At 56.0% G+C, this 25444-nt stretch carries 29 protein-coding genes; 25 read left to right on the top strand and 4 right to left on the bottom strand.

Annotated features, from left to right (window positions below; translation table 11 throughout):
* The first annotated feature begins 1 nt into the window (after window position 1).
* The 25 genes from DESLA_RS19145 to DESLA_RS19115 all read left to right on the top strand — a co-directional run bounded on the left by DESLA_RS19145 (window position 2) and on the right by DESLA_RS19115 (window position 20866).
* Window positions 2–1705, top strand: coding sequence for an amidohydrolase (locus DESLA_RS19145; protein ID WP_084031938.1), 1704 nt, complete (start codon window positions 2–4; stop codon window positions 1703–1705).
* A 210-nt stretch (window positions 1706–1915) separates the two neighbouring features.
* Window positions 1916–3013, top strand: coding sequence for a hypothetical protein (locus DESLA_RS19140; RefSeq protein WP_051434452.1), 1098 nt, complete (start codon window positions 1916–1918; stop codon window positions 3011–3013).
* Between the two features lie 169 nt (window positions 3014–3182).
* Window positions 3183–4190 (top strand): BMP family lipoprotein, encoded by a 1008-nt coding sequence (locus DESLA_RS0106425; RefSeq protein WP_211239037.1) that lies wholly within the window; start codon window positions 3183–3185, stop codon window positions 4188–4190.
* Between the two features lie 4 nt (window positions 4191–4194).
* The gene (locus tag DESLA_RS0106420) at window positions 4195–5604 is read left to right on the top strand and encodes a carbon starvation CstA family protein (RefSeq protein ID WP_028571812.1); all 1410 of its coding nucleotides are present in this window, start codon (window positions 4195–4197) and stop codon (window positions 5602–5604) included.
* 320 nt (window positions 5605–5924) lie between these two features.
* On the top strand, window positions 5925–6065 hold the full coding sequence (locus DESLA_RS22820; RefSeq protein WP_156932890.1) for a hypothetical protein: 141 nt from the start codon (window positions 5925–5927) through the stop codon (window positions 6063–6065).
* A 108-nt stretch (window positions 6066–6173) separates the two neighbouring features.
* Complete coding sequence (locus DESLA_RS0106410) at window positions 6174–6548, top strand: hypothetical protein (RefSeq protein WP_028571811.1); 375 nt, start codon at window positions 6174–6176, stop codon at window positions 6546–6548.
* A gap of 150 nt (window positions 6549–6698) precedes the next feature.
* A complete protein-coding gene (locus tag DESLA_RS0106405) occupies window positions 6699–7043 on the top strand; it encodes a hypothetical protein (protein WP_156932889.1) in 345 nt (114 codons plus the stop codon).
* Between the two features lie 262 nt (window positions 7044–7305).
* The gene (locus tag DESLA_RS22815) at window positions 7306–7668 is read left to right on the top strand and encodes a hypothetical protein (RefSeq protein WP_156932888.1); all 363 of its coding nucleotides are present in this window, start codon (window positions 7306–7308) and stop codon (window positions 7666–7668) included.
* 365 nt (window positions 7669–8033) lie between these two features.
* The gene (locus DESLA_RS22810) at window positions 8034–8330 is read left to right on the top strand and encodes a hypothetical protein (protein WP_156932887.1); all 297 of its coding nucleotides are present in this window, start codon (window positions 8034–8036) and stop codon (window positions 8328–8330) included.
* A 348-nt stretch (window positions 8331–8678) separates the two neighbouring features.
* Window positions 8679–9008, top strand: coding sequence for a dehydroquinate synthase/iron-containing alcohol dehydrogenase family protein (locus DESLA_RS0106395; protein ID WP_028571808.1), 330 nt, complete (start codon window positions 8679–8681; stop codon window positions 9006–9008).
* Between the two features lie 232 nt (window positions 9009–9240).
* Window positions 9241–9681 (top strand): Lcl C-terminal domain-containing protein, encoded by a 441-nt coding sequence (locus DESLA_RS0106390; protein ID WP_028571807.1) that lies wholly within the window; start codon window positions 9241–9243, stop codon window positions 9679–9681.
* 254 nt (window positions 9682–9935) lie between these two features.
* A complete protein-coding gene (locus tag DESLA_RS0106385) occupies window positions 9936–11198 on the top strand; it encodes an aminotransferase class V-fold PLP-dependent enzyme (RefSeq protein ID WP_156932886.1) in 1263 nt (420 codons plus the stop codon).
* A gap of 112 nt (window positions 11199–11310) precedes the next feature.
* Window positions 11311–11856 carry a hypothetical protein gene (locus DESLA_RS0106380; RefSeq protein WP_156932885.1) on the top strand — a complete coding sequence of 182 codons (546 nt, stop codon included), beginning with the start codon at window positions 11311–11313 and terminating at the stop codon, window positions 11854–11856.
* Window positions 11857–12190: 334 nt separating this feature from the next.
* Complete coding sequence (locus DESLA_RS0106375) at window positions 12191–12424, top strand: CopG family transcriptional regulator (protein WP_028571804.1); 234 nt, start codon at window positions 12191–12193, stop codon at window positions 12422–12424.
* A gap of 19 nt (window positions 12425–12443) precedes the next feature.
* Window positions 12444–12740 carry a type II toxin-antitoxin system RelE family toxin gene (locus DESLA_RS19135; RefSeq protein WP_211239036.1) on the top strand — a complete coding sequence of 99 codons (297 nt, stop codon included), beginning with the start codon at window positions 12444–12446 and terminating at the stop codon, window positions 12738–12740.
* 13 nt (window positions 12741–12753) lie between these two features.
* On the top strand, window positions 12754–12990 hold the full coding sequence (locus DESLA_RS22805; protein WP_051434451.1) for a virulence RhuM family protein: 237 nt from the start codon (window positions 12754–12756) through the stop codon (window positions 12988–12990).
* A 43-nt stretch (window positions 12991–13033) separates the two neighbouring features.
* Complete coding sequence (locus DESLA_RS0106360) at window positions 13034–13252, top strand: addiction module protein (RefSeq protein WP_169732602.1); 219 nt, start codon at window positions 13034–13036, stop codon at window positions 13250–13252.
* Window positions 13249–13566, top strand: a complete 318-nt coding sequence (locus tag DESLA_RS0106355) for a hypothetical protein (protein ID WP_028571802.1) — start codon at window positions 13249–13251, stop codon at window positions 13564–13566. Before DESLA_RS0106360 ends, DESLA_RS0106355 begins: the two co-directional genes overlap by 4 nt.
* A 43-nt stretch (window positions 13567–13609) precedes the next feature.
* A complete protein-coding gene (locus tag DESLA_RS19125; protein WP_084031936.1) occupies window positions 13610–14974 on the top strand; it encodes a phosphatidylserine decarboxylase family protein in 1365 nt (454 codons plus the stop codon).
* 158 nt (window positions 14975–15132) lie between these two features.
* A complete protein-coding gene (locus DESLA_RS0106345) occupies window positions 15133–16428 on the top strand; it encodes an L-cysteine desulfidase family protein (protein ID WP_035261449.1) in 1296 nt (431 codons plus the stop codon).
* A gap of 91 nt (window positions 16429–16519) precedes the next feature.
* Window positions 16520–17773: an aromatic amino acid transport family protein gene (locus DESLA_RS0106340; RefSeq protein WP_028571800.1), complete on the top strand. Its 1254-nt coding sequence runs from the start codon at window positions 16520–16522 to the stop codon at window positions 17771–17773.
* A 55-nt stretch (window positions 17774–17828) separates the two neighbouring features.
* On the top strand, window positions 17829–18884 hold the full coding sequence (locus DESLA_RS19120; RefSeq protein ID WP_051434449.1) for an amidohydrolase family protein: 1056 nt from the start codon (window positions 17829–17831) through the stop codon (window positions 18882–18884).
* A gap of 148 nt (window positions 18885–19032) precedes the next feature.
* On the top strand, window positions 19033–19311 hold the full coding sequence (locus tag DESLA_RS0106330) for a type II toxin-antitoxin system RelE/ParE family toxin (RefSeq protein ID WP_028571799.1): 279 nt from the start codon (window positions 19033–19035) through the stop codon (window positions 19309–19311).
* A complete protein-coding gene (locus DESLA_RS0106325) occupies window positions 19311–19604 on the top strand; it encodes a HigA family addiction module antitoxin (protein WP_028571798.1) in 294 nt (97 codons plus the stop codon). The genes DESLA_RS0106330 and DESLA_RS0106325 overlap by 1 nt, the downstream gene beginning before the upstream one ends.
* 41 nt (window positions 19605–19645) lie before the next feature.
* A complete protein-coding gene (locus DESLA_RS19115) occupies window positions 19646–20866 on the top strand; it encodes a phosphatidylserine decarboxylase (protein ID WP_051434448.1) in 1221 nt (406 codons plus the stop codon).
* 158 nt (window positions 20867–21024) lie between these two features.
* Here the strand turns inward: DESLA_RS19115 and DESLA_RS0106315 are convergent, their stop codons facing one another.
* The 4 genes from DESLA_RS0106315 to DESLA_RS0106300 all read right to left on the bottom strand — a co-directional run bounded on the left by DESLA_RS0106315 (window position 21025) and on the right by DESLA_RS0106300 (window position 24883).
* Window positions 21025–21945 carry an HNH endonuclease gene (locus tag DESLA_RS0106315; RefSeq protein ID WP_028571797.1) on the bottom strand — a complete coding sequence of 307 codons (921 nt, stop codon included), beginning with the start codon at window positions 21943–21945 and terminating at the stop codon, window positions 21025–21027.
* A complete protein-coding gene (locus DESLA_RS0106310; RefSeq protein WP_245590015.1) occupies window positions 21946–22317 on the bottom strand; it encodes a very short patch repair endonuclease in 372 nt (123 codons plus the stop codon). It abuts the gene before it with no gap.
* Window positions 22278–23564 carry a DNA cytosine methyltransferase gene (locus DESLA_RS0106305; protein WP_051434447.1) on the bottom strand — a complete coding sequence of 429 codons (1287 nt, stop codon included), beginning with the start codon at window positions 23562–23564 and terminating at the stop codon, window positions 22278–22280. Before DESLA_RS0106305 ends, DESLA_RS0106310 begins: the two co-directional genes overlap by 40 nt.
* Before the next feature lie 776 nt (window positions 23565–24340).
* Window positions 24341–24883 (bottom strand): flavin reductase family protein, encoded by a 543-nt coding sequence (locus DESLA_RS0106300; protein ID WP_028571794.1) that lies wholly within the window; start codon window positions 24881–24883, stop codon window positions 24341–24343.
* Window positions 24884–25444 lie beyond the last annotated feature (561 nt).

Below are 25444 nucleotides of genomic sequence, written 5' to 3'. Positions count from 1 at the left end.
CATGAATCACGGACGACCCTATGCGGACAGCGTCCTGTTGGCGGGGCGTGTTGCCGGGCCAGGCGCACCAAATGATGCGCCAAAAGACGCGTCAGAAACACGCTCCGATGCCGTGGCCGTGCGCCAGGGCAGGATCGCGGCCATGGGCACGGCCCGGGAGATTCGGGCCTGGATCGGGCCGAACACGGAGGTTGTTGACATTGCGGGCGGACTGATCCTGCCGGGGTTCCGGGACGCCCACATCCACCCCATCCTCGGCGGCATGAATCTGGTGGAGTGCAATCTGACCGGTCTGGTGGAGCGGGATGCCTGCCTGGCCCATATCGCGAGCTATGCCCGGGCCAACCAGGACCAGGACTTCATCCGGGGCGGGGGCTGGTTGCCGGATCTTGCGCCGCGCCGCGAGCATCTGGACGCCATTGTTCCGGACCGTCCGGTGCTGCTTAAATCCATTGACGGCCACAACGCCTGGGTGAACACCAGAGCCCTGGTTCTGGCCGGAATCACCAGGGACACGCCCAACCCGCCCGGCGGGATCATCGAACGGGATGCGCTCAGCGGCGAGGCAACCGGTATCCTCCGGGAGTGGACGGCCATGGAGCTGGTGGAGTCACGCCTGTCGGCCCCGACCTTGCGGGATCGGGTCATGGCCGGCTGGGCCTTTTTGCAGCGGGCCGCCGGTATGGGCATTGTCTCGGTCCATGAGGCCATGGCCCATGAAGAAGAGCTCCTGGCCTATCAGGCCCTGGAGCGAGACGGCGACCTGCACATGCGGGTGCAGGCCTCCCTGCTCTGCGAACCGGAAAAAGGCCTGGCCCAGATTGATCACCTGCTCCATCTCCGGGAGTCCTTTCAATCCGCGCTGATCACGCCGCGCACGGTCAAAATTTTCGTGGACGGGGTCATCGAAGGCCGCACCGCCCTGCTTCTGGAGCCCTACGCGGACATGCCGGGCTACCGGGGCGAATGCCTGTGGGCCTTGGACGAACTGCACCGGATTGTCACGGCCCTGGACGCCCACGGCTTCCAGATCCATTTTCACGCTGTTGGGGATCAGGGCGTTCGCCTGGCCCTGGATGCAGTAGAGCAGGCCCAACGTGAAAACGGCCGTCCGGAAACACGTCCTGGCGCCCGGCATATGATCGCCCATGCCGATCTGATCCATCCCCGGGACATTCCCCGCTTCCGGGCCCTGGGCGTCATCGCCAACCTCCAGCCGATCTGGTTTTGCGAGGAAAAGCATTTTGCCCATACCACCCTGGTCTCCCTGGGGGCGCAGCGGGCCTGGAGCCTCTATCCGGTCCGGGATCTCCTGGACAGCGGCGCGGCCCTGACCTGCGGCACGGACTGGCCGTTCAGCGGGGAGCTGAACACCTTCAATCCCCTGGAATCCATCCAGATCGGCGTCACCCGCCGCGGCCTGGACCCGCAAGAGGTTCAGGCCTACAACCCGACCCAGTGCGTCCCCTTGGCCGCCATGCTCCACGCCCACACCCTGGGCGGCGCCTATGCCGACTTTCAGGAAGCCGTCACCGGGTCCATCACGGTCGGCAAATCCGCCGACCTCGTTGTCCTGGACCGCGACATCCTCAAGGTCCCGCCCGACGAAATCTCCCAGGCCAGGGCCAGCCTGACCATGTTTCAGGGCAGAATCATTCACCGCATTCCCATCGCGGATTCAGCCTCGGCCAGGCCCGGGCGGTGAAAAGACTGGATTCCGATCTGGTTTTCCCGGTCGGTTTTCAGCTTGCTCCGGCCTTGGAGCAGGTTGCCCGAAATTTCAACATCTTCCCAAGGTACGGCAACATCGCCTATACGTCGGCCAGGAATATTTTCACCGTATTCCCGGACAGCACCTTTTCCCAAACCCATTCAACCTGCCGATCCTGCCCGGCAATCCCCACGGAGAACAATCATGACCTTGTCACGTCTGCTTTGCACCCTGCTGCTCACTCTGCTTTTCGTGGTGCCCGTTCACGCGGCTGATCTGGAATGGGATATCGAGGTCGGGATCGACGACAGCATCTTCCCTTCGCTGATTATCGCCACCTCCACGTTGCTCGACGATGCCGACGACCCCGATCCCACCATTCTTGGCGACCCATGGGGTTTCGTGGGCGTGAGCATCGTCGCGCCCGCCGACCGAACACTCGTGCGCGTGGAAATTTCCAGCGGCAAGCTGATCAGCCCCAGCGTCTGGGAGGGCCTGTTGCCCAAAAAGGGCGAGACCTATCTGATCAACCCGGTCTTGAAGTTCGATTACGACGCCCTGCTTGCCGTTCACCAGCCCTTCCCGGAGGTGGTCACGGCCCGGGTTGCACTCAACGGTCAGCCCCACACCGAAAAAAGCAAGCGCGTGCCCGTGCGCACCATCAATGACTGCATCTTGGGTTTTGAGGACGAAGAGGGCGATTTCGTGGACACGTCATGGCTGTTTGCCGCCTACGTCAACGAGAACCATCCGGTGGTGGACGCGCTTCTGGGGGAGGCCCTCAAGGCCGGATACGTGGATTCCTTTGCCGGTTATCAGAAAGACGCCGACGAAGTGGCCGAGGAGATCAAGGCCGTTTACCGGGCCATCCAGGCCCGGGGGTTCAAGTACAGCAACATCACCAGATCCTCCGGGGAATCCGGAGTCGTGGCCATGCAGCACGTCCGCCTGATCGGCCAGCAGGTCCGCACGGCCCAGGCCAACTGCGTCGAGGGCAGCGCGCTCTTTGCCTCGGTCTTCCGCAAACTGGAAATGAGTCCGTTTCTGGTCTCCGTGCCGGGCCACATGTTCGTCTGCGTTCACCTGGATGAGGAGCAGGAAGAAACCTTGTGCATTGAGACCACCATGGTCGGAATCGCATCCTTCGAGAAGGCCGTGTCCGCGGGCAACGATCAATTCCTGAAAGCCCTGCCTTTCTTTATCAGCGACTCCATGAACGAGGAAACCTCGGAAGGCTACGCGATCATCGACATCGACGACGCAAGGCAATCCGGCATCATGCCCATCAGTGAAGCTTTATGATTACATGGGCAAGACACCCTAACAGGCTGTTTTCCAGCCATGCATCAGCGCAGCATTGGACAAATGAGCATTATGCAGCTGAAGCATTGAATATCAGAAAAATTTGTGCAGCGCGCTTGAAAATATCAGCACCACGTACGCAGACAAAGGCCACTCCGAGGAAAATTCCGTGCTGAACATCTCTAAAACAAAGGTGACTCGTATGTTCCGGAAATCAGGTTGTGTGATGGTTGTCGTTCTGGTCGGGTTGATGGCTATGACTGTTACCGCATCAGCCGAACAGAGAGTGGGAATTGTCTTCTCCACGGGTGGTTTGGGCGATTTGTCATTCAATGATGCCGCACTACACGGACTGCAGAAGGCCAAAAGAGATATGGGTATCTCTTTCCAGTTCATCGAGCCCAAGGATGTTGAACACCTGGAAGACCACCTGATAGCATTTGCCACGGAAAATTACGACCTGGTTTTCGCGGTCGGGTTTCAACATGAATCTGCCTTGAAACAGGTTGCCCAGGATTTCCCGCACATCAAGTTTGCCATAGTCGATAGCGTGGTGTCCGCCCCGAATGTCAGCTCATTGGTCTTCATGGAGCATGACGGCTCATTTCTGGTGGGCGTCCTCGCTGGAATGATGACGGAAAGCAATATCGTCGGCTTTGTCGGTGGGTTGGAGGTTCCAATCATTCGCAAATTTCAAAGCGGATTCGAACAGGGAGTCGGCTCCGTCAATCCGGATGCCCGTGTGCTGGTTGACTATGCGCAAAGTTTTCGCGCCCCGGCATTGGGCAAGGAATTGGCCATCTCGCAGAACAAACGTGGGGCCGATATCGTCTACCATGCCAGTGGTGCAACAGGAATTGGAGTCATATTCGCTGCCCAGGAAAATGGATTCTATGCTATCGGGGTGGATTCGGTACAGGACCATCTGGCTCCGGGCACGGTTCTAACCAGCATGGTCAAGCGTGTTGACGTCGCTGTTTATGAAACCATTCGAAGCCTGGTGGAAGGGGATCTCCAGCCGGGAGAGCGACATTTCGGCGTGGCCGAAGGCGGAGTCGGCACCTCGGATTTTCAATACACCCGCGACATCATCCCCCAGGCTGTGCTCGATGCCGTGGAATCGGCCAAGACGAAGATCATCTCCGGTGAGATCGTCGTCATTGATCCGACCAGGTAATCCTATGACAACTCTGCTCTTGTGCATCGGCCTGCTCGTTCTGGGTTATTTCACCTACGGCAAGGTGGTTGAGCGGATATTCGACCCGGATCCGAGCCGTCCGACGCCGTGTTCCACCATGGCCGACGGGGTGGACTACGCTTCCATGCCCACCTGGAAGGTCTTTTTTATCCAGCTTTTGGACATCGCGGGGATCGGACCGATCTTCGGGCCGATCCTGGGCGCTCTGTACGGCCCGGTGGCTCTGGTCTGGATCGTGGTGGGCGCGATTTTCGCGGGCGCTGTGCACGACTATTTCAGCGGGATGCTTTCGGTACGCAACAAGGGCGCGTCCATCCCGGACGTGGTGGGCGCCTTCCTGGGCCTGCACGCCCGCCGGGTGATGCGGTTCTTTTCCCTGTTGCTGCTGCTCCTCGTGGGCGTGGTGTTCGTCCTCAGTCCGGCCCAGCTTCTGGGCAATCTGACCGGCCTGAACGTCCAGTTTCTGGTGGCCTGCATCTTCGGCTACTACTTCCTGGCCACCATCCTGCCCATCGACAAGCTTATCGGCCGCTTGTACCCCTTTTTCGGCGCGCTCTTGCTCTTCATGACCCTGGGCGTGCTCGTGGGCATGGCCCTGGGCGATGCCCCGGTCCTGCCGAACCTGGACGTGACGGTGAACACGCACCCGCAAGGCCTGCCCATCTGGCCGCTGCTGTTCATCACCCTGTCCTGCGGGGCCATCAGCGGCTTTCATTCCACCCAATCCCCGCTCATGGCCCGCTGCATCCGCAATGAATCCAGTGGACGCCTGGTGTTCTACGGCGCCATGATCGCCGAGGGGATCATCGCCCTGGTCTGGGCCGCGGCCGGGATGACCCTGTTTTATGGCCCGGAGGCTTTGTTTCAGGTCATTCAAAGCGGTACGCCCTCCCTGGTGGTGGACCAGGTCTGCCGGACCCTGCTAGGTCCGGTGGGCGGGTTTCTGGCAATCCTGGGCGTGATCATCCTGCCCATCACGTCCGGGGACACGGCCTTTCGATCCAGCCGTTTGATCCTGGCGGAAACCTTCAGCCTGCCCCAGGCCCGGGCGGCCAAAAGACTGCTTCTGGCCGTCCCGCTGTTCATCGTGGCCTTTCTCGTCAGCACCCAGGATTTTAATCTCATCTGGCGCTATTTCGGCTGGAGCAATCAGACCCTGGCCATGTTGGTCCTGTGGTCCGCGGCGATCTTTCTGCGCCAAAGCGGCAAATTCCATTGGATCGCAACGGTCCCGGCCCTGTTCATGACCGCGGTGACCGTCTCCTTCATTCTCCAGGCATCCATCGGCTTCAATCTCTCTCCGGGCCTCTCCAACCCGGTTGGCGTGGCCGCGGCGGCCCTGGCCCTGGCCGTTCTGCTACGGGTCAAGCCGCGAAACTCGCACACGCCATGAAGAGGATTCACCAGAAATCATCCTCGGCCGATGTTTTCGGGACGTCTCGGCCTGGCGCGAAGGGATGAACTTTCATCTCTCTGGCAATAAGCAAGTCCATTACGGAATTGTCGCGACAAATTCGCAATGGAAAGCGTGGCCCCAGGTGGAGTTCACGCTTGCCCAGTACGCGTTCATCGTCTTCGGCGCGGCCCTCAGCGCCGTGGCCGCCACCGGGGCCCTGGCCATTTGTCCCATGTTCTGCTTCTGCCCATCATCTGCGAGCCCCTTGGCCTTCCGGTGGAGCCCGCGATCCTGGTGGCTACGCCCTGCTGACCGTCATGTCCCCGTTCTCGGCCGCGGTCCAGACAGTGTTCAGCAGCGACCTGACCGCCCTGGTCGTTGCAACCCAGGCCGAACCAGCCGACTTTGCCACCAATGTTGGCAATGCCAACAAAATGGGCGCAAACTGTGCGGCCTGATACAGTTGACACTTTTTTATAATATCATGAAATCGTTTAATTTTTTCATGGCATGGATCGTGCTAAAAAGAGTATAATGCCTGCAACACTCAACCAAGGAGTATCGTCATGAGAAAAACGTGGAGAAGGATTTTCGGAACAGCGGCCCTGGCCCTGCTGTTCATGGCAACCCCCAACCTTCATGCCGCCACCGGCACCTACATCGACTGCATCCACGGCTGTCCCGACCTGATCGTCTGCACCAACTGCTGCAACGAGACGTTCAGCAGCATCCTGGCGACCTGTAACGCGAACCGGGACAATTGCGAGGCTCTGTGCCCGCCGGGGAACATGGACTGTCTCGACGCATGCATGATGGCCAGGAACGATTGCCTCAAGCAGGACACGCGGGAATTCGACTGCCCGCACTGGAAGGCCGGCGGCCCGCAGCCGGGTATGACGAAGACATCAGAGTGCAGGTTTTGTCATGAGGATGACCGGTAGAGTCATTTCGATATTTGATAGACATTCTCCGGCATCGCCTCGCGATCGAATGAAAAGCATCATGGCGTGACATCGTGTTTCAGTCCTGGGGAGCTACCCGGGGCATTCAAACAATTCAGAAGTGGTGGTTCAACCACTGAACCGGAGGAAATGATGGGAGATAAAAAACTGATTAACGGTATCTTTTGTTTTGTGTCAGGCGTCCTCTTTGCCTCAATTGTCTTGTTCTGCGTGGTCACTGTGCCAAAGGCCGATGCCGATTCCGGAATGAGCTGCATGAGAACTAACCTGAATGCCTGGGGATACAGAAACACAATACCCAACTCAACCATTGATATTGTTTATGAGATTCCGGGCTGTATAAGAAGCTATGGTTACACGATAAATACTGTCGGTATCCATAATGGCATGGTACGGGTAACCTATTCCGGTCCTGGCACGAAAACGAAAGGCATGGGGGCCGGCGATACGACCAGCGGCATTGTACCATTTTAGAGGTCAGTGCAAAAAGTCCTTTGGACCAAACAAAATGCCTTATGGACTTCCGGCAACATATTGTTTTTGCTAGCAAACTAACCACTCACCACTGACCACAGCTTGGTGCAAAAAGCACTTTTTGCACCAAGCTCCTCAAACAGCACGGCTTTAACTGGTTGGTATTTTATTCTAACATTTTTAAATTATGTATTTTTTTTGCAAGGCATGGAACATTCATTATCAAGTCAGCATCTCACCATCCAATCAAAGAGGAACGATCATGAATACAATGTGGAAAACAGATTCAAAAAAAGTTGCCTGTGCGCTGATCATCGCCTGCGCCCTGGTCTTTACAGCGGTCACGCCTGCATTGGCTGACGAGAATTATGCCTGTAGGTGTAAAGGTATTAAATACTGGATTCTGTTCGTACCCTCATATGGCAACTGCGGAAACGGTTTTGCCGGTGGCAGCAAAGGCGCGGTGACAAGGGACATCTCCCGTGACACTCTCTCCAGCTATATTCCCCCCGGAGTCATCGGTCAGGTAACTTCAGGAAACTCGCAATGCGGATATTACCCGGATTCAGGCTGGAACTGCGGGAAGATGAGCGGAAGTTCCCTTCCGCAATGCATTAACGATTAGCAATGATGATGGCGGCACTTCACCCTGGCCGATGAACCGTTCCCTGGTATCTATTCTGACTTCGTGGTGGAATAGATACAGATACCTTCCATATTTTTCGATACGTAACTACTCATCACAGAGTAATGCTGTTGACTGGGTCGGAGTCGGAATAGGGATCGGAATCGAAAACGCCGGGGAGCGTTCTAAATTCTTCCTGTTCCGATTCCGAAACCGACCCCGATACCGATCCTGATTGTTGGAGCAAGAGCGGACACAAAAAATGCTGAGAGGATACGTTTTGCTTAGTGATAATTTGAGAAAATCGCTATTTGGTAAGAATTGTTCGTAATATAGCACAATTTTTAAAAAATAAGGAGATTGTAATGCGAATTGTGATGATGAATCTTGTTTTCTGTGCTATTGTTTTTGTTTCTCCTGTCGCAGCATCAACGGCACTGGAAAGGGCCTACAACAGGTGTATCGAAGGCTGCGTCGAACTTGATGAAACAGTTTGTAAGCAATGCTGTGAAAAGGCTTTTGAACCTGTAGTTTTGCGCTGTCGATTGCAATACATTGAATGTTTGAATGCTTGCAAAAACGATAATATGTGCAGAAATAACTGCATTTATAAAACCAAAGATTGCGGCAGTGGCGCAAAAGGTGAGCATATTTGCCCTTGATTGGGAATATGGAGCAATTTGTTCCTGTCCATGGGCTCGGCTGGGGCGTGGAACCAGGATGATCCGGAATAACAGTCCGTTGAAAAACTCCCAATTGCTGCGTCGCTGCAAAAAGTTCAAACTCTCACGTATGAATAAATACGCTTCGACCTTGAACTTTTTTTGCTCCTTGCACTTGGGGTTTTTGAACGGACTGCCGGATAAGGACTTTTTCAACACTCAGATAAACGGTTCTTCGACGTTGGATGTGGAATTGCGTAACAGCCTGCATTTGCTTCGAATCGGCGAGCCCCTCAAGGTAACGGGCAAAAGCCGGATTGACCCAGAGCGCCACGGAACGCATGCCGGATGGGGGCACATCCGCCGGACGCGGCTTTCGCGGATGAACCGGAAAAGAGGGAAGCCGAAGGTCGCGCCCCCACGGGCGTTTTCGCCCTCACCGGCGGCTTTGCCTCCAATCCCGAAGACCTGACCGAGACCGATCTGCCCGTCGTCCGTGCCGATCAGGATTTCGTCTGCGTGGACGACCTCGGCCTCGCGAACGTCGATCGGGCCGGATTGATCCAGGTGGCGCAAAAGGCCTGCGCATCTGGTGCATCCAGATCCGTCCTGAAAACGTCCTGCACGCCCTCATCGTCGCGGACGCCCTGGGCCGGGCCAGGAAGGGTAGTCGTCTAAAATAAACGAAAATCGAGTACGGCGTCATCTCCGTGTTGCTGACAAGCAACGTAACACCACCCGTTTCCGCCGTTCTTGTTTGCAGTGCCAAAAAGGTTGGTGCCAACCACGCTGTCGCGCGCGGCTGGCAGGTTTCCGCAACAAATTGAAATTATGCATATTTCCTGCTTGGCGCGAATCGTGCTTAATTGAATGAAACATCAACACCATTCAACGTTCAAGGAGGATCGTCATGAACAAGATGTGGAGAAAGCTGTTCGCCGTTTCGGCGCTGGCATGCATGCTCTGCCTGACCGGACTGGTCATGTCCGGCCCTGCCTTTGCCCAACAGTGCGTGGACAACGGAGACGGGACCGTGACGGACAACAACACAGGCAAAATGTGGCAAAAAGAACCGGCCGTTCAAATGGATTATGCTACGGCCATTGGCTATTCCGTTTCTCTTTCTTTAGGCGGTCATTCCGGCTGGCAGCCTCCAAGCAAGGATGAATTGCTGGACCTTTCTCGCTCACCATGCAAAAACATGATGGACTTGATACCCTATTTTCATTGGTCATACAGCCGTTCTGGGAACGATGATCAACTCGCCTGGTACGTGGACCTTAAAAACGGCGACGCGAAACTTGAAAAAATGTCGAGTCGTCTCTTTGTCCGTGCTGTGCGTTATTATTAATGATTTGGTGATTCGGTTGCTTGAACTCGTGAGGATACGTCACGTAACACCCCACGTAAGCAGTGGATTCTGTTCATACCCTCATATGGCAACTGCGGAACGGTTTTGCCGGTGACAGCAAAGGCACAGCTGGCATTGGAGTTCTTTCGCCAAATCCATTCCAGACTTCGCCTCATCGGCGCAATAGCTTCCGCGGAAGCATATCTACAGACGAATCAGCCAACCAACCACCAACTCAAATAGGAGCAACTCCCATGAAAAGATCGTCTTTCCCGTCGTATCCTCTCGGCCTGGCCAGGATCATCCTGGTCCTCGCCCTTTTTCTGTCCTCCCCGGCTCTGGCCCAGAACACCGACCACCAAAAAGCCATGGACCGGCTGAACGCCTATGCCGCGTACATGCTTTCGGAGCGGCCGCACTTCATCGGCTACCCCATCAACCAGGATACGGAACTGCACGGGTTCTACAAGTGGTATCAGGAAAGCGGGCTCTCCCAGGCGGCCATGAACAACGTGGGCGACCCGTACAAGACCAGCGGCTTGCTGCTCAACTCCCATGAATTTGAGCAGGAAGTGGTGGACTATTTCGCGCCCCGTTTCGGTTTCGACAAGGGCCATTGGGGCTTTGTCACGGCCAGCGGCACGGACGGCAACAACCACGGCATGTATTTCGGCAAGAAGGTCTTGCAGGCCCAGTCCGATCTGCCGCCCATCGCCTACGTCTCCGAGGAGGCTCACTATTCCATCAAGAAGCTGGCCGACGTGCAGGGCCTGGAGCTGCGCTTGATCAAGGCCGATCCCATGGGCCGGATGGAACTGGCCGACTTCGAGGCCCAGCTCGACCCAACCCGCCCGGCCCTGGTGGTCATTGCCATGGGCACCACGTTCAAGGGCGGCATCGACAACCAGTTGGGCATCAACGCCATCCTGGAAAAGGTCGGCCCGCCGGCCGTGTACCGCCACCAGGACGCGGCCCTGTTCGGGAGCATCCTGGGCTTTCTGCCGCCTCCGGCCAGCGACCTGGTGAACAGCGCCAAGATGGGCTTCGACTCCATCGCCATTTCCGGCCACAAGTTCTGGGGCCTGGACGAGCCGTCCGGGCTGTTCATCTCCACCCAGTATGTGCGCGACAACATCAACCCCTTCCAGGTGGCCTACCTCCAGGACGCCGTGCCCACCATCACCTGCTCCCGCAGCGCCATTTCCCCACTGAAGCTGTGGTGGAAGATCACGTTTTCCGAGCCCAACGTCTTCGAGAACCAGGCGGCCCAGCTCATCGCCAACGCCGAGTATCTGCATGGCGAGTTGGAAAAGCTGGGCATCAAGTCCTGGCTCAACGAATACTCCAACACCGTGTTCTTCCAGCGCCCCAGCCCAGCGATCATGGACTTCTACGGCCTGGCCCCGGATGTTCATCCGGAGCAGGGCGAGCTGGCCCACGTGCTGATCATGCAGCATGTAAGCAAGGATCTGCTGGATGAGTTCATCGCGGACGTGAAGAAGGATTTCGGGAAGTAACTCCTCCCAACGCTTGGCCAAAACGAACAGCTTCCTCGACATGTGCCTGTTTCTGGCTTTCTGTCCGCCAAACGTGGAGCTCAAAAGCATCGGAGGAACGCAGCAGGGCAAAATGAGCCTGATGCTCCAGTGGCTGCCCCTTACGCCGCCGCGTCAACGCGTGATCCATCCGCCCCAGCGCTATGCCGACATCGTCGCGACACTCTATCAACAGGCAGAAATACCGATATGCCCGGCAGCAGCCGCACCGCCGCGCCTGCCGCCGTCCTTGGCCGAGGGGAGCCCGCTGCTTCATTCCAGCCACATCCCAGACCTCAATGTCGGCGTTCTGGAAGTGGAAAACCTGGGCAACGATCCAACCACCGTGTCCAACTGGATTTTCCATTGGACCCGAAACCTCTGCCGCGACAAAGCGGACACGATATATTTGTTTCTGAACATTGAACAATATGAATGCGCCAAAGTTGCCGACGCCTGCGCCGAAAGGGGATACATTTTCGCGGGAGTGTCTCCAGACGCCTTTCCCGGAGCCGACGCGCTCGTCATGCAGTATATCAACGTATCCGGAGATCCATTCGCCAGGCTCGAAGTCTTCACCGACACAGCCCGCCTGTTGCGAGACTTCATCCGAGAAGAATGGACCGCACTGGAAAGGTGAGTCGCCATTGAGGGGAACCGAAAAAATAAACGACTTATACCAATTCTACTTCGGCAATGCGTTTTTTCGCTTGAGAAAATGCAGTTATCGGGGTCGGCGTCGGTATCGGGATCGGGATAGATACTGTTTGTTCGCCAATAACCTAATTCGATCCCGATCCCGATTCCGATTCCGACCCCGGCAACAGATTACTCTGTGCTGAGTAATTACCCCTTTTTATACATATGGTTGCAGGCTGGACACCTGTGAGATATGCGAAAACTGATGAAAAAAAACGTCTTGACGTTTAAACGCTGTAGCACCACAATGTCTTCAAACTCATGGAGGCGATAGTATGGAAGCAACTGTTAAGCGCGCGACGATTTATCTGGACGAGGTTGTTCATAAGGCTCTTAAAATGAAGGCGTTGGAGACATCTCGATCCGTTTCGGATCTTGTCAATTCGGCCGTAAAAAATGCTCTTGCCGAAGATGCCGAAGATCTTGCGGCATTCGAAAACCGGGTAAATGAGCCCCTTCTCAGTTATGATGAAATGGTGAAGAGGCTCAGGAAAGATGGCCGGATATAGCATATTTTTCAGGAAATCCGTGGAGAAGGACCTGTCCGGAATTCCAAAAAAGGATGTTAAAAAAATCCTTGACCGCATAAAAGACTTGGGAAATGACCCTCGCCCGCCAGGCGGCGAAAAGCTGACCGGGCAGGAACGGTACCGCCTGCGTCAGGGAAGATACCGCATTGTTTACTCCATCCAAGATGATGAACTGTATGGATTGTCACGATTGGTCATAGAAAAGATGTGTATCGCTGAAGGGACTGGGAGATTCACAATTCAGCAGACTAACGATGTCCGACTCCAAGCCAAAAATCTTCCAGCCAAGCCTTGAAGGCACCCCACCCATGAGCGAAATCATCATCTACGAAGACCCGGATATCACCAAGCCTGTCCAGGTGACCCTGGAAGGGGAAACGGTTTGGCTGACTCAAGAGCAGATGGCCAAGCTTTTTGGGCGAGAACGTTCTGTTATCACTAAGCATTTGCGTAAAATATTCAAGGAAAGCGAACTTGATCGGGAGGCAACTTGTGCAAAATTTGCACAGGTTCAAATCGGATATGAACCGAGAAACATTGGATAGTGAACGGAAGGATCAGAAACATCAAAGCAACAGGAGGATGGAGATGTCATACAGTTTGCCCCTTCACAAAATGACTTTGGCTGAAAAAATTGGGGTAATGGAAGAAATCTGGGAGGATATCTCCAAGGTGTCAGGCGAATATGAACCGCCTTTTTGGCATGCACAGATTCTTGATGAGCGAAAACGTCTTGCTGAAACTGGGGAAGTTGGATTTACAGATTGGGAAACGGCAAAAAGAGAAATACGGGAGAGCGTTTCGTGAGAGTTCGCATTTTTGACAATGCCAAACTCGACCTTGTTGAGGGTTACCGTTTCTATGAAGAGCAAGCCACGGGCGTTGGCCAGTATTTTCTTGATTCCATTTACGCCGATATTGACTCGCTCATGCTTTATGCCGGGATACATCCCATAAAGTTTGCCCATTTTCATTGGCTATTGGCCAAGCGTTTTCCGTATGCCATATACTACACTTATGATGTAGATGTCGCTTCAGTTTACGCGATCCTTGACTGCAGGCAACATCCTCAAAAAATTGAAAACCGCCTTTTACAAGAGCAAGCGCGACGCTGGAAATAACTTCAAGATTGTTATCAAGTAGCATCTCAACATGGAGCATCTCATGCAACGGACAAAATGTTTTTTAGCAAGTGTCCTGGCCATCGTGGCCACACTCCAGCTCTGGTTTGGGCTGCCGTTTGCCCAGGCCGAGACGGGTGAGAAGTCCCTTCCTTACAATGTCGGGCAATGGCTGCCCTCGGACCAGCAAGTCCTGGAGGATTGGCGGGCTGATCTGATTCGGGAAACGGACGCTTTGGCCGAAGATGTGCCCCTGCTGCCCGTTATCCGGGAATTCAAGGAACTCATTGAAAACGATCCGGAACTGTTCATGCTCTTCACCCAGATGTTCGAGCAGGTCCCGCAAAAGCCGCCGTTTCTGAATGACCCCACAGGCAAGCCGCAGATCAGGGATTACCGGCACATGCTGGTCCTGATGAACCGTATTCTGACCCAGGCCCCGGAATTCAACAAAACCGGGCTGGTGGGCTTTCCCATCAACGCTATCCTGGACTGGCCCATGGCCACTCCTGCCGGCACTTCGGCCTTCCTGAACGAAAAAGTGAATCGCCAATTGAAGAAGATCCTGAATCAGTGGGCCGTGTTCCTGGCCTCCCCGGATTCCCGCCATGTGCTCACCGATCATCCGGAAAAAGGCTGGTTCGGCCGGGACGCCCGGGAAGCCATGCCGACCTTTGTGGAGGATTTCAATTGCGACCCGGATCAGCCCCATTACGGCTTCGCATCCTGGGATGACTTCTTTACCCGGACCTTCCGCGACGGCCGCCGCCCCGTGGCCGAACCCGACAACGACGCGGTGATCGCCAATGCCTGCGAATCCGCTCCGTACCGGATCGCCACGGATGTCCAACTGCGCGATCAGTTCTGGATCAAGGCCCAGCCTTACTCGCTCTTCCACATGATGGACGGCGATCCACTCGTGGATCAGTTCAAGGGCGGGACCATTTATCAGGCCTTTCTGAGCGCGCTCAGCTATCACCGCTGGCACAGCCCGGTCAGCGGCAGAATCGTCAAGACCAGGCTGATCGACGGTTCCTATTACGCCGAAGCGCTTGACGAAGGCTTTGATCCGGCCGGTCCCAATGAATCCCAGGGATACATCACCCAGGTGGCGGCCAGGGCGCTGATCTTCATTGAAGCGGACAATCCGGATATCGGCCTCATGGCCTTGATGTTCGTGGGTATGGCCGAGGTCTCATCCAACGAGATCACGGTGTACGAAGGCCAGCATGTCCAAAAAGGCGACCAGCTCGGGATGTTCCACTTCGGAGGTTCCACCCATTGCCTGATCTTCCGCCCGGAAGTGAACCTGGAGTTCGATCTGCACGGCCAGACGCCGGGACTGCACTCGGAAAACATTCCGCTCCGGGCCAGAATCGCCGTGGTCAAGGACAGCCAGGGCGAATGACCGTCAGCGCGGTTTCAGCCCGGAGCAGTTGGAAAGCCTAGTCCGGGCAATTGAGTGGACCGCGGCCCGACGCGACCCACTGCACGCCTCTGATTTTGTAGCGGGAAGCCGCACAATGAGACAGGCATGCTCAGGCCAACCTCAACCCCGGAGCTGTGATGAACGTTGCATCCGATACCGTCGCCAAGGTTTTGCAAATTCTGCATGAGGAAATCGTGCCCGCCCAGGGCTGCACCGAACCCATCACCATAGCTCTCGTGGCGGCAAAAGTCCGTGAAGTGCTGGGCATCCTTCCGGAACAGGTCAGCATTTTCGTTTCCGGGAATATCATCAAGAACGTCAAAAGCGTGGTCGTACCGGGCAGCGGGGGGATGGTCGGGATTGAGGCCTCGGCGGCCATGGGCATCGTGGCCGGGGATTGCAGCAAAGACCTGATGGTGATCAGCGGCATAACCGAACAGGACATGGCCGGGGTCAGGGAGTGCCTGGAGCGGACATCCTTCAAGGTGATCCACGAAAAGACGCCCATCAAGCTGTATATCAGGATCGAGGCGGTTGCCGGGGACCAGAGCGCCGAGGTCGAGGCGCGGTATCTGCACACCAACCTGACCAGAGTCGTCAAAAACGGCCAGGTTCTGCTCAACCGCGGCTTCAGTCCCGAAACCTTTCACACCACCGAGGAAGATCGTTCCATCTTGTCGGTCCGCCTGATTTACGACCTGGCCAGGACCATTGATCTGGATTTGATTCGGCCCCTGTTCAGGCAAGTTATCGACCTGAACAGCACCATCGCGGAGGAGGGGCTGCAAAATACCTACGGTGTGAACATCGGGGCCAGCATTCTCAAGAACATTGAGCAGGGGATCTACGGCGACGACGTGCGTAACCGTTGCGCGAGCTTTGCCGCGGCCGGCAGCGACGCACGGATGAGCGGCTGCCCGTTGCCGGTGATGACCACCAGCGGGAGCGGCAACCAGGGCATGACCGCCTCACTACCGGTGATCAAATTCGCGCGGCTGAAAGGGCACAGCGAAGACGAATTGATCCGGGCCCTTTTTCTCTCGCACCTGTGCACCGTGCACATCAAAACCCAGGTGGGCCGCTTGTCGGCCTATTGCGGGGCGATGTGCGCGGCGGCCGGGGTGAGTGGGGCGCTGAGCTTCCTGATGGGCGCGGATGACGACACCACGGCCCACGCCATCGTGAACACCCTGGGCAACGTCTCGGGGATCATCTGCGACGGGGCCAAGCCCTCCTGCGCCATGAAGATCGCCACGGGCATCTACGCCGCCTTTGATTCCGCCACCCTGGCCTCCTACCACCGGGACCTGCACGGAGGCGAAGGCATCGTGGGCCACGACGTGGAAGCCACCATCCGCAATATCGGTGTACTGGCCAGCACGGGCATGGAGCAGACCGACGAGGTGATCCTGAAGATCATGACCTCCGAGTGAGGACGGCCAAACCCGGTACGATCTTGGCATTAAAACCATGTCGGCGCGGTGATTGCGCCGCAACCGACCAACAAGCAAGCATGGGGAACACATGGGCGCGACGCGCGAGCAGCTGAAGATGACGTCCCAGGACTGGGGATGGGTGGCCGTGAATATCGGCATGGGCATCGGAGCCGGGATCGTCTTCCTGCCCATCCAGGCCGGAATCGTGGGGCTGTGGACGTTTCTGCTGGCCGTGCTCATTGCCTACCCGGCCCTGTACCAGTTCCAGCGACTTTTCATCAACACGCTGGTGGAAGCCCGGCAGGCCACGGATTATCCGGCCACGATCAGCGAATATCTGGGAGACAAGTGGGGGGTCGGGCTGGGGTTTTTGTATTTTCTGATGCTGGTGATCTGGCTCTTCGTGTACAGCGAAACCGTGACCAACGACAGCGCGTCCTACCTTCAGACCGCGGGCATGACCGAGGGGCTCTTGTCCGCCAATCCGTTCTACGGCCTGGCCATTGTCGCGTTTCTGGTGCTCGTGGCCTTTGCCAGCAAGACCCTGCTCCTCAATCTGACCAAGCTCCTGGTGGTGGTCATCCTTTCGTCCCTGACCGTGCTGGCCCTGATGCTCATCCCGCATTGGGACCTGGGCAATATCAAGGAAATCACCTCCATTGGGAACCTGCTGACCCAGACGATCATCACCCTGCCTTTTGCCATGACCTCCATTCTTTTTCTGCAGTCGTTGAGCCCCCTGGTCGTCTATGCCCGCTCCGAACATCAGGACATCGATACCGCCAGGCGCAAGGCCGCTCAGATCATGAACTGGTCGTTTGCCATCCTGGCCGGCGTTGTTTTCTTCTTCGTCCTATCCTGTACCTTTTCCGTCTCTGCTGAGGACGCCTACCAGGCTTTTCTGGCCAATACCTCCTTTCTGGCCCTGATGGCCAAGGTCATCCCCGGCACGCTTATTCCGGCCATGGGCGTTGTCATTGATCTCTGCGCGGTGGTGACGTCGTTTTTCGGGGTGCTCCTCGGACTGCATGAGGCCTGCGTCGGGCTGTACAGGAAACTTGTGCTCAAGGATAAACCCAGGCAAGCCGTGAACCAGACCAAACTGTCCATGGGAGTCCTGGCCTTTATCGTGCTGCTGGGCTGGTTTGCCACGATCGTTGATTTTCCGATTCTCTATTTCACGAGCATCTGCAGCCCGATTTTCGCCATCATCGGATGCTTCATCCCAGTCATTCTCATCTACAAGGTGGACCGGTTCGCCAAATACCGCGGACCCCAGGCCTGGATGGTCACGGCAACGGGAGTTCTTTTGGTCATCTCGCCGTTTCTGGCGTTTTTTTGATAAATGACGTCATCGCCGCATGGCAGTGATTGCTATTGAGCAAAAGGAGCAGGGTATGGATCGCAGAACGTTTTTGAAGATCGCGGCCGTGGGAGCGTTGGCCGGAAGCGTTCAGGGCGTGTCGGGACCGTTTTCAGCCCTGGCCGGACCTGATTCGAGTTCGGGTTCGGATGCAGCCGTCAGGTACATGGTTGCGGACAGCCATTTTCATTACGTGGATTTTCTGCAGAAAACCGAGGGGATGGACGCCTTGCTGCGGTCCATGGACGACGCGGGCGTTGCGCACATCATGTTTTCCGGCATGCCCCTGGTCAAGAAATGGGACGCCGCCGAACCCGAAGAACCCGGGTACTATCTCGATGACAACGGGCGGACCTACTGGTATTCGGCCACGGATTTCATCGTGGCCCGGCGCGTTCTGGAACTGCCCGACCAAGCCCGCCCCCGCTTCCACCCCTTCATCTGCGGGTTCAACGCCACGGACAAGCATGCCGTGCTCCACGTGGAGCGGATGCTGGAGGAATATCCCGGGCTCTGGCAAGGCGTGGGCGAGGTCTTCGGCCACCGGGACGACCTGACCAACCTGACCTACGGCGAAACGGCCCGGGCCAACCACCCGGCCCTGGACCCGGTCTACGACCTGGCGGCCCAGAAAAACCTGCCCGTGAACCTGCACAACAACGCCACCTCCCGCAACCGGCTGGACCGGCCCATCTATGTCCACGAGGTGCAAGACGCCCTGACCCGGCATCCCAAGACCGTGATCATCTGGGCCCATGCCGGGCTGTCCCGGATGCTGGATCTGGACCAGATCGCCTATACCGGACTGTTGCGGGAGATGCTCGCCAAGCACGACAATCTGTACATCGACCTGTCCTGGATCATCTTCGAAACCTACGTCCAGACCTCCAAGCAGGAAGCGCGCATCCGCTCCGAATGGCTGACCCTGATCTCGGACTTTTCCGACCGCTTCATGATCGGCTCGGACAACATCGGTCATTTTGCCACGTACAACCAGAATATCGTCAAATACTACAGCCTGCTGGACTCCCTGAGCCCGGACACGGCCCGGAAGGTGGCCCTGACGAACTTTTTGAGCCTGCTGTCGTGATGCGGGGATGACGCGCCTCAAGGGGTCATGCTCAACTATAACGGGCTGGTTTCGGAACTTGTCACTAGATAATTCAGTATGTTGACTCAGTTCTGCCCAAGACTTTTGCATCCTTGATGCGCGTTGCGCAACATGTTATTTGCTTTGCATGATTCAGTCTTTTCGGCACAAGGGGCTGGCCAAATATTTCGAAACCGGCTCAGTGGCGGGCATACAACCAAACCATGCAAAACGCCTGAGGATGCTGCTTGCGGCCTTGGATACCGCCGTTACGGTTCAGGACATGGGCATCCCTGGATTTCACCTGCACCAGCTTAAAGGCAGGGATTCGGACCGCTGGTCGGTCCGGGTGAGCGGAAACTGGCGGCTCACCTTCGAATTTCGAAATGGTCAAGCTCACATTATCGATTATGAGGATTATCACTGATGGCTATGCACAATCCCCCGCATCCCGGCGAGTTTATCCGCGAGGTCTACCTTGAGCCCTATGATTTGACCGGACGCCGTCTGGCATCCAATTTAAACGTCTCGCCGTCCACGCTCAACCGCATTCTGCAGGGCCGCAGCGGAATCAGCCCCGAAATGGCGCTTCGGCTGTCCAAAGCCCTTGGCCGCTCCCCGGAAAGCTGGCTGAACATGCAGGACAATTATGATCTTTGGCATGCTCGGCAATCCGTCAATCTCGATGCCGTGGAAAAAGTCGAATTCCGCGCCGCCTGAGCCGCCCGGATGCGGTATTACTCATCACCAAGGGAGAAACCATGAAAAACCTGCTGCTTTGCTGCCTTGTCTGTTGCGCGACGTGTTGGGCCACCTTCAGCCGGGCCGACGTGCCGCCGCTTCCCGCGCAATGCGCGGAAAGCATCGGGGCCTTTGCCCAGACGTACCAGGAAAACGAGGTGTTCAGGCTGCTCATGGACAAGGCCTTCGAGAACATGCAGCCCCTGCCTGCGGGCTACCACCCGGAGGGCAATCCCTGGATCGGCAAGAATCATGACGACCTGCTCGCCTTTCTGGGTGACTGGTGCCTGTTTCTGCCCAGGTCCAAGGGCAGTTCGGACGACGGTTTGGCCTACATCGAGGTGATGGACTTCTTCGCCTACCAGAACCCCTTTGGCAGAGCCGTTTTCCAGATCTCTCCGGGCCGGGAGCTGTTTCACCGTTTCATTCAGGACCGGGGCGCATTCATGGACAGCCCGGAATCCCGGGCAGTGGTGGCCCAGTGGCTGGCCAACCCGCGCATTGAAAAGGAGGACTACCTGCTCCCGGACCCCGATGCCCCTGACGGCGGCTTTGCCTCGTTCAACGAGTTTTTCGCCCGCACCTTCAAGGACCAGGCCCAAAGCCGGCCCCAGACCATGCCGGAGCGGGACTACGTGATCAGCGCGCCCACGGATGCGATCATGAATTCCATTCCCGTGCCCATCGTGGACAACAGCACCAGGCTGCGCACCAAGGGCACCCAGGAATTGAACATCCAGGAGCTGCTGGCCGGTTCAAAGCACTGGGAGCGGTTCGTGGGCGGCACGGCCCTGTCCTGCATTCTCATGCCCAACACCTATCACCGCTACCATTCCCCGGTGGCCGGTTCGGTGATCGAGACCGCGCTGGTGGACGGGGCCCTGCTGGGCATGGAGGATTTTCCCGCCTTTGTCCCGTCCAACGGCAACGTGGGGCGGCCCGGCGCGGACTTCGGGGCCTTCGAAAACTATCAGCGCGGCTATTTCATCATCGATACCGGAACGTACGGTCTGGTGGCCGCGGTGGCCGTGGGCCTGAGCGAGATCGGTTCCGTGGTCTTCCAGGACCGGTTCCTGAACGCAACCGGCCCGGTCCCGGTCCTGCGCGGGGATGAATTGGGCCATTTCCTCTATGGCGGCTCCCTGGTGATCCTGGTGTTCGAACCGGGCCGGTACGTCTCCGGCGGCGTCAAGGTCCGCCTGGGCAACCAGATCGGTGTCTTTGACACGGACGGTGAGTGAGTTTGGGGGTGATGCGCGGGATTTCCGAATCACTCATACCCGCGAAGCTTGTCCTCGTGCGGTAATGCGCGGTCAGAATGCGGGTCAGATCTGCCCTTGATTCATTCTGATAGCCAAATGAATGAATCTACTTAGCTATCGGTTAATTCTCCCTTGGGTCATTTCGCTCGATGTATCTCATCATGGCAAACCGTACATATGGTAGTCAGGTTGTTTTCAGTGTTTTCCCCACCCACGGCATGCGGCTTTTTGTGATGCAACTCCAAATGTCTGGGATCGAAACGATTCCATTCGGCAATTGACCATTTGCAGACTGCGCATTTGTATGCGTCTCTGCGAAGAACGTTTCTTTTGACCGGGTCGGGGATGCGGCGGTCGTGTTCAGGGCTTTGTCTGTTCGCCTCCAGGAGATAGACGCCGACCTCGAGATCGGGGCGGCCGGTGTTTCTCGTGACTATGGGCCAACCGTATTCCGTGCGAAGCTCCCTTACTCTCCTGGCCCATTCCGACCTGTCCTTGGCAAGATATTTCAGTTCCTCACCGGTGATTTTTTGTCCGACGTTTGCTCTGAAGAATTTGAGAATCTTGTCTCTGACGGCAATGTTTTCCCTTCGGATTACATTGGCCAGATTCCAGCGATGCGCAGCTTCCCTGTCCTGCTCGACGGACAAGAGGATGTAATCCGAAGGCCCCATGGAAGTCGGGTCGATGTCCGGGAGAGGGAACTCGTTTTCCTCCGCCATTTGTTTTGCCGTCAGACCGCTGATGATGGACCATCCGAACTGTACTTTCAGTTCCCGAACCCTACGGGCATATTCCTGGATGCCTGAGACCACCAGGAGTTCATCTCCGTTGATCACGGTCCTGGGGTATTTTTTGAAATAGTAGAGAATACGGCTTTGAGCGTTTCGGGCCGATGTTGAGGTGATCAGCGATTTGCCCAATTCCCGCAATTGATGAAAGCATGGGACAAGCGAAAGGACTTTTGCCCGCAAGCCGTCGGATTCAAGCTCCCGCTCGAAATCAGACAACAGCTCTTTCAGCTGCTTACAGAGTTCTGCCGAATTCATGTTTTGCATTCAATTTTCCAGAAATTGCCGGAGCTTCGCCTTGAGGGCATCGAGGTCTTTGATTTCGCACGACCACAAAACAAGAACGTCCCATCCTTTTTGCTTCAAGCGCTCTGAATTTTCCTGATCTCTTCGAATGTTCTTTCCCAGCTTCTCTCGCCAGAACTCCGTATTCGTCGTAGGCCGTTTGGCCCGAGGGCAGTTCTGGTGGGAGTGCCAGAAACATCCGTGGACGAAAACCACTTTTTTGTATTTCGGTAACGTAATATCCGGCTTTCCCGGCAAATCCTTTCTGTGCAGTCTGAACCTGTATCCCAATCCATGGAGTAGAGAGCGGACGATCAACTCAGGTTTTGTGTTTTTGCCGCGTATGCGCGACATGATTCCGCTTCGTTTTTCTTTTGTGAATACGTCCATTGTGTATTGTGTTTGTCGAGAAGAATTCTGACCACGTCCGCCACTCGTGCGGCCAAAAGCGGCGGAACTGCGTTTCCGATTTGCTTGGCGATCTCGATTTTCGATCCAGTGAACCGAAACTCGTCGGGAAAGCTCTGGAACCGGGCGGCTTCTCGATGGGTGATCGGTCTGTGTTGTTCCGGATGTAGGTAACGGCCTTTTTCCGGCTTGAAAAATTCCGTGCGGATCGTGAACGCAGGTCTGTCCCACCAGAGCCTGCCGAACAAATCCGTCCCCCCGCTCTTCTTTCTAATCCAGCACTTCGGGGTCAGTTCAGGTGCGATTCGTTGCAGGTCGAAGCGGTTCATCCCTTCCTGCGGGATGGCCCTGTACCTTTTGCGACTCAGTTCTGTGGGATTTCTCCCGAAATGAAGATCAATAGGTGGAGAAACATTTCTGATCTCCGTGCCCACAGGCGGCGGCAGATCACTTATGGCGTCCCGCACCGTCCGCCACTTGAGCGGTTTGGAGAGATAGTGCTCCCTGTCGAACGGAAGCGAGATCTGTTTGCCGTTGGGCTTCGAATTGAAGTGGATTTTGCGGGGTGGAAACAGGACTCGAGGGTCGGCGAACTTACAGCCGATAATGAATGCTCTCGTGCGGTTTTGCGGGACCCCGTAATCGGCTGCGGTCAACTTGTCCTGCCAAACCTTGAATCCCAGCGATTCAGCCAGGCCGACGATTTCGCCGTGCTCAAAAGTATTGAGCAGTTGCGGAACGTTTTCCATGACGAAAACTTTTGCTCCGCTCCTCTCCACCACCTCCAGGAAGGGGCGCCACAATTCCTTTCGCGGATCCCCATCTCGATTTTTATTGAGAAGGCTGAATCCCTGGCAAGGCGGCCCGCCGATGACCACATCGGCCTCCGGCACTTCGTATTTCCCGTCCTCCAGGATGGCGACGATATCCCCGGCGACGCAATGCGGGCCGAAGTTTTCGTTGTAGGTGTCCACGCAAAACTGATTGAAGTCGTTCGCCCATACGGACTTGAACGGCTGCCCGAAAGTCTCGGAAAATCCCAGAGACATGCCGCCCGCCCCGGAAAAGAGATCGATAAGTCGATAACGCCTAGGATTTTTGAGCAAATCGCCGGTGCATCGAGCGGTATATTGCTCTTCGTCTTCCAGAAGAATGTTTGATTCAAGCTCGATAAAATTGCTTGTGGGATACACTGGTGGTTCCTAATGAAAATGCCGGTTCATCATCAACCGATGAGCCAAGCAAAGCTATCCTTTAGATTTCTAGTGTGGATTCTTGGTGTTTTCGATTCCATACGGCGGAGGAGGGGGGAACGTCAAATATGATGATGCCCCGGAAGAGTGCTTAGAGGACCAACAATTCCCAGGGGCGGACCGAGTCAACCCCTTGATTCAATATGGTATATGTCTTAAATATTCTTGATATTTCTCCTTAGAACGGCCATTTACCCATCAAAAATGGGTTCCGTCGATCAACTGGAGGGTACTTGATGCCCGAACCTGTCCACTTGAACCGGTTGCCGTCAGCCCCGAGATGGTGCAGTGGGCTTGTGAGCGGGCTCATTTGGATATTGAGGGGCTTATGGCCAGATTCCCCAAGCTCCCGCAGTGGGAGCGGGGGGAGGTGCTGCCTACGTTCAAGCAGCTGACGGCATTTTTGGCAGGGAGCGAGAATCTTTTGGAAAGCAGCTCTTTCCCTGCTTTCCAAAATCTACCTTGGCGGCCTTGGCGTCCTGAGCGAAGCGAGCGATTCCCTTGTGGAATCAGACTTCGGCATTCCATCCCCGCGCACTCGTTCGCCAAAGTCACCTATGGCCTTGAGTTTAACTTTGACCCGGTAGCCCACCGCGATAATGGTCGAGATTGTAGAAGTCCCTGGTCCGGGTCACCTGCCGACTGCCTTCCTGTTGAACTGTTTCCATTTTGGAAACAGTTGCTCCCAGGACTTCCTCCTGGCTGCCCAATGAACGCTAAACGCCTGCTGGGAGCTTGGAGGCCATCATCTTTTTCCGGTCAATCTTGCGACCGTCGACGATGAACGTTCCGTCACCAACCGCGTGCACCGTGCGCTTCTCCTTGCGTGCGGTATCGATGTATGCGGCAACTGCCTCTAACACAATAATGTTGTGCTTTTTAACGATGTCGATGACCTTGCACTCAATGTTGGCGAAGCACTCCTTGATCAAGGGCGGGCTGACGAGCTTGGCCTGCACCGGTGTGAGCTTGAATTTGGCAAACTTGTCCGTGTCTGCCCCAGAGCACGTCCCTATGCCAACCACCTTATCCAATAGATCGACGGTGGGAATCGCAATGACGCACTCCCGATTCTTTCGCAACGCAGCGAAGGAGTGATTCCATGCACCGGTGGTGAGAGCAAATACCGGAGTGAAATCCATCACCATGGTCCAGGAGATAGTCATGATGTTGTCTTTCTTCCCATCATGGGTTGTCACGAGGACCACAGGCCCTGATTCCATCAGAGTAAAAATCTTGCTCTGTTCCAACTGGTTCATGAGAGCACCTCCGATAGTCATACCAAGCTTACGCGATGGATGTTAAATAAAATCAAGGTCGAAGCGTATTTACTCATACGTGAGAGTTTGATTTTTTTGCAGCGACGCAGCAATTGGGCGATTTTCAACGGACTGGTAATCGCTTAGACCACGCTGGGAATGGATGCAACCAAAGCTGGCCCTGACCCGCGATTCGTCGCTGGGCTGCGTTGGATCATGTCCGTAGGAGAGCAGGGGAGCAGGGGAGCAGGGGGAGCATTAGGAGTTTGTCCTGCTGTTCAGAGTTTTGGCCACAGACGGGAGAGGCAGACAAAGAAGGACTTTTCTCCAGCCAACTTGGCTGGCGAAATCTACCGTCTGCCTTTGTCGTCCTGCATGGTCTAGCGAAGCGAGTGGCTAAAAAGTATTGTATTTCGTGCATGCAAAGGGCGTCTTGCCGTTTCGTGAAGTTCCACTGTAGAGATCGGCGCAAGTGACCTGCCCAGTGCCCGGAAACCCTGGGCGGACAGGCAAGATGCCTATCCCACCATTGAGTTACTTTGTCGTCCGAATTAGGCAGAA

It is taken from the genome of Desulfonatronum lacustre DSM 10312 (assembly GCF_000519265.1).
GTDB lineage: Bacteria > Desulfobacterota > Desulfovibrionia > Desulfovibrionales > Desulfonatronaceae > Desulfonatronum > Desulfonatronum lacustre.
The sequence above is the reverse complement of the archived record's forward strand: the minus strand, read 5'-3'. Positions and strand labels throughout refer to the sequence as shown.

Coding starts and splice junctions, on each gene's coding strand:
- DESLA_RS19145 (WP_084031938.1), top strand. CDS start 2: ATGAATCACGGACGACCCTATGCGGACAGCGTCCTGTTGGCGGGGCGT.
- DESLA_RS19140 (WP_051434452.1), top strand. CDS start 1,916: ATGACCTTGTCACGTCTGCTTTGCACCCTGCTGCTCACTCTGCTTTTC.
- DESLA_RS0106420 (WP_028571812.1), top strand. CDS start 4,195: ATGACAACTCTGCTCTTGTGCATCGGCCTGCTCGTTCTGGGTTATTTC.
- DESLA_RS22820 (WP_156932890.1), top strand. CDS start 5,925: ATGTCCCCGTTCTCGGCCGCGGTCCAGACAGTGTTCAGCAGCGACCTG.
- DESLA_RS0106410 (WP_028571811.1), top strand. CDS start 6,174: ATGAGAAAAACGTGGAGAAGGATTTTCGGAACAGCGGCCCTGGCCCTG.
- DESLA_RS0106405 (WP_156932889.1), top strand. CDS start 6,699: ATGATGGGAGATAAAAAACTGATTAACGGTATCTTTTGTTTTGTGTCA.
- DESLA_RS22815 (WP_156932888.1), top strand. CDS start 7,306: ATGAATACAATGTGGAAAACAGATTCAAAAAAAGTTGCCTGTGCGCTG.
- DESLA_RS22810 (WP_156932887.1), top strand. CDS start 8,034: ATGCGAATTGTGATGATGAATCTTGTTTTCTGTGCTATTGTTTTTGTT.
- DESLA_RS0106395 (WP_028571808.1), top strand. CDS start 8,679: ATGGGGGCACATCCGCCGGACGCGGCTTTCGCGGATGAACCGGAAAAG.
- DESLA_RS0106390 (WP_028571807.1), top strand. CDS start 9,241: ATGAACAAGATGTGGAGAAAGCTGTTCGCCGTTTCGGCGCTGGCATGC.
- DESLA_RS0106385 (WP_156932886.1), top strand. CDS start 9,936: ATGAAAAGATCGTCTTTCCCGTCGTATCCTCTCGGCCTGGCCAGGATC.
- DESLA_RS0106380 (WP_156932885.1), top strand. CDS start 11,311: ATGAGCCTGATGCTCCAGTGGCTGCCCCTTACGCCGCCGCGTCAACGC.
- DESLA_RS0106375 (WP_028571804.1), top strand. CDS start 12,191: ATGGAAGCAACTGTTAAGCGCGCGACGATTTATCTGGACGAGGTTGTT.
- DESLA_RS22805 (WP_051434451.1), top strand. CDS start 12,754: ATGAGCGAAATCATCATCTACGAAGACCCGGATATCACCAAGCCTGTC.
- DESLA_RS0106360 (WP_169732602.1), top strand. CDS start 13,034: ATGTCATACAGTTTGCCCCTTCACAAAATGACTTTGGCTGAAAAAATT.
- DESLA_RS19125 (WP_084031936.1), top strand. CDS start 13,610: ATGCAACGGACAAAATGTTTTTTAGCAAGTGTCCTGGCCATCGTGGCC.
- DESLA_RS0106345 (WP_035261449.1), top strand. CDS start 15,133: ATGAACGTTGCATCCGATACCGTCGCCAAGGTTTTGCAAATTCTGCAT.
- DESLA_RS0106340 (WP_028571800.1), top strand. CDS start 16,520: ATGGGCGCGACGCGCGAGCAGCTGAAGATGACGTCCCAGGACTGGGGA.
- DESLA_RS19120 (WP_051434449.1), top strand. CDS start 17,829: ATGGATCGCAGAACGTTTTTGAAGATCGCGGCCGTGGGAGCGTTGGCC.
- DESLA_RS0106330 (WP_028571799.1), top strand. CDS start 19,033: ATGATTCAGTCTTTTCGGCACAAGGGGCTGGCCAAATATTTCGAAACC.
- DESLA_RS0106325 (WP_028571798.1), top strand. CDS start 19,311: ATGGCTATGCACAATCCCCCGCATCCCGGCGAGTTTATCCGCGAGGTC.
- DESLA_RS19115 (WP_051434448.1), top strand. CDS start 19,646: ATGAAAAACCTGCTGCTTTGCTGCCTTGTCTGTTGCGCGACGTGTTGG.
- DESLA_RS0106315 (WP_028571797.1), bottom strand. CDS start 21,945: ATGCAAAACATGAATTCGGCAGAACTCTGTAAGCAGCTGAAAGAGCTG.
- DESLA_RS0106310 (WP_245590015.1), bottom strand. CDS start 22,317: ATGTCGCGCATACGCGGCAAAAACACAAAACCTGAGTTGATCGTCCGC.
- DESLA_RS0106300 (WP_028571794.1), bottom strand. CDS start 24,883: ATGAACCAGTTGGAACAGAGCAAGATTTTTACTCTGATGGAATCAGGG.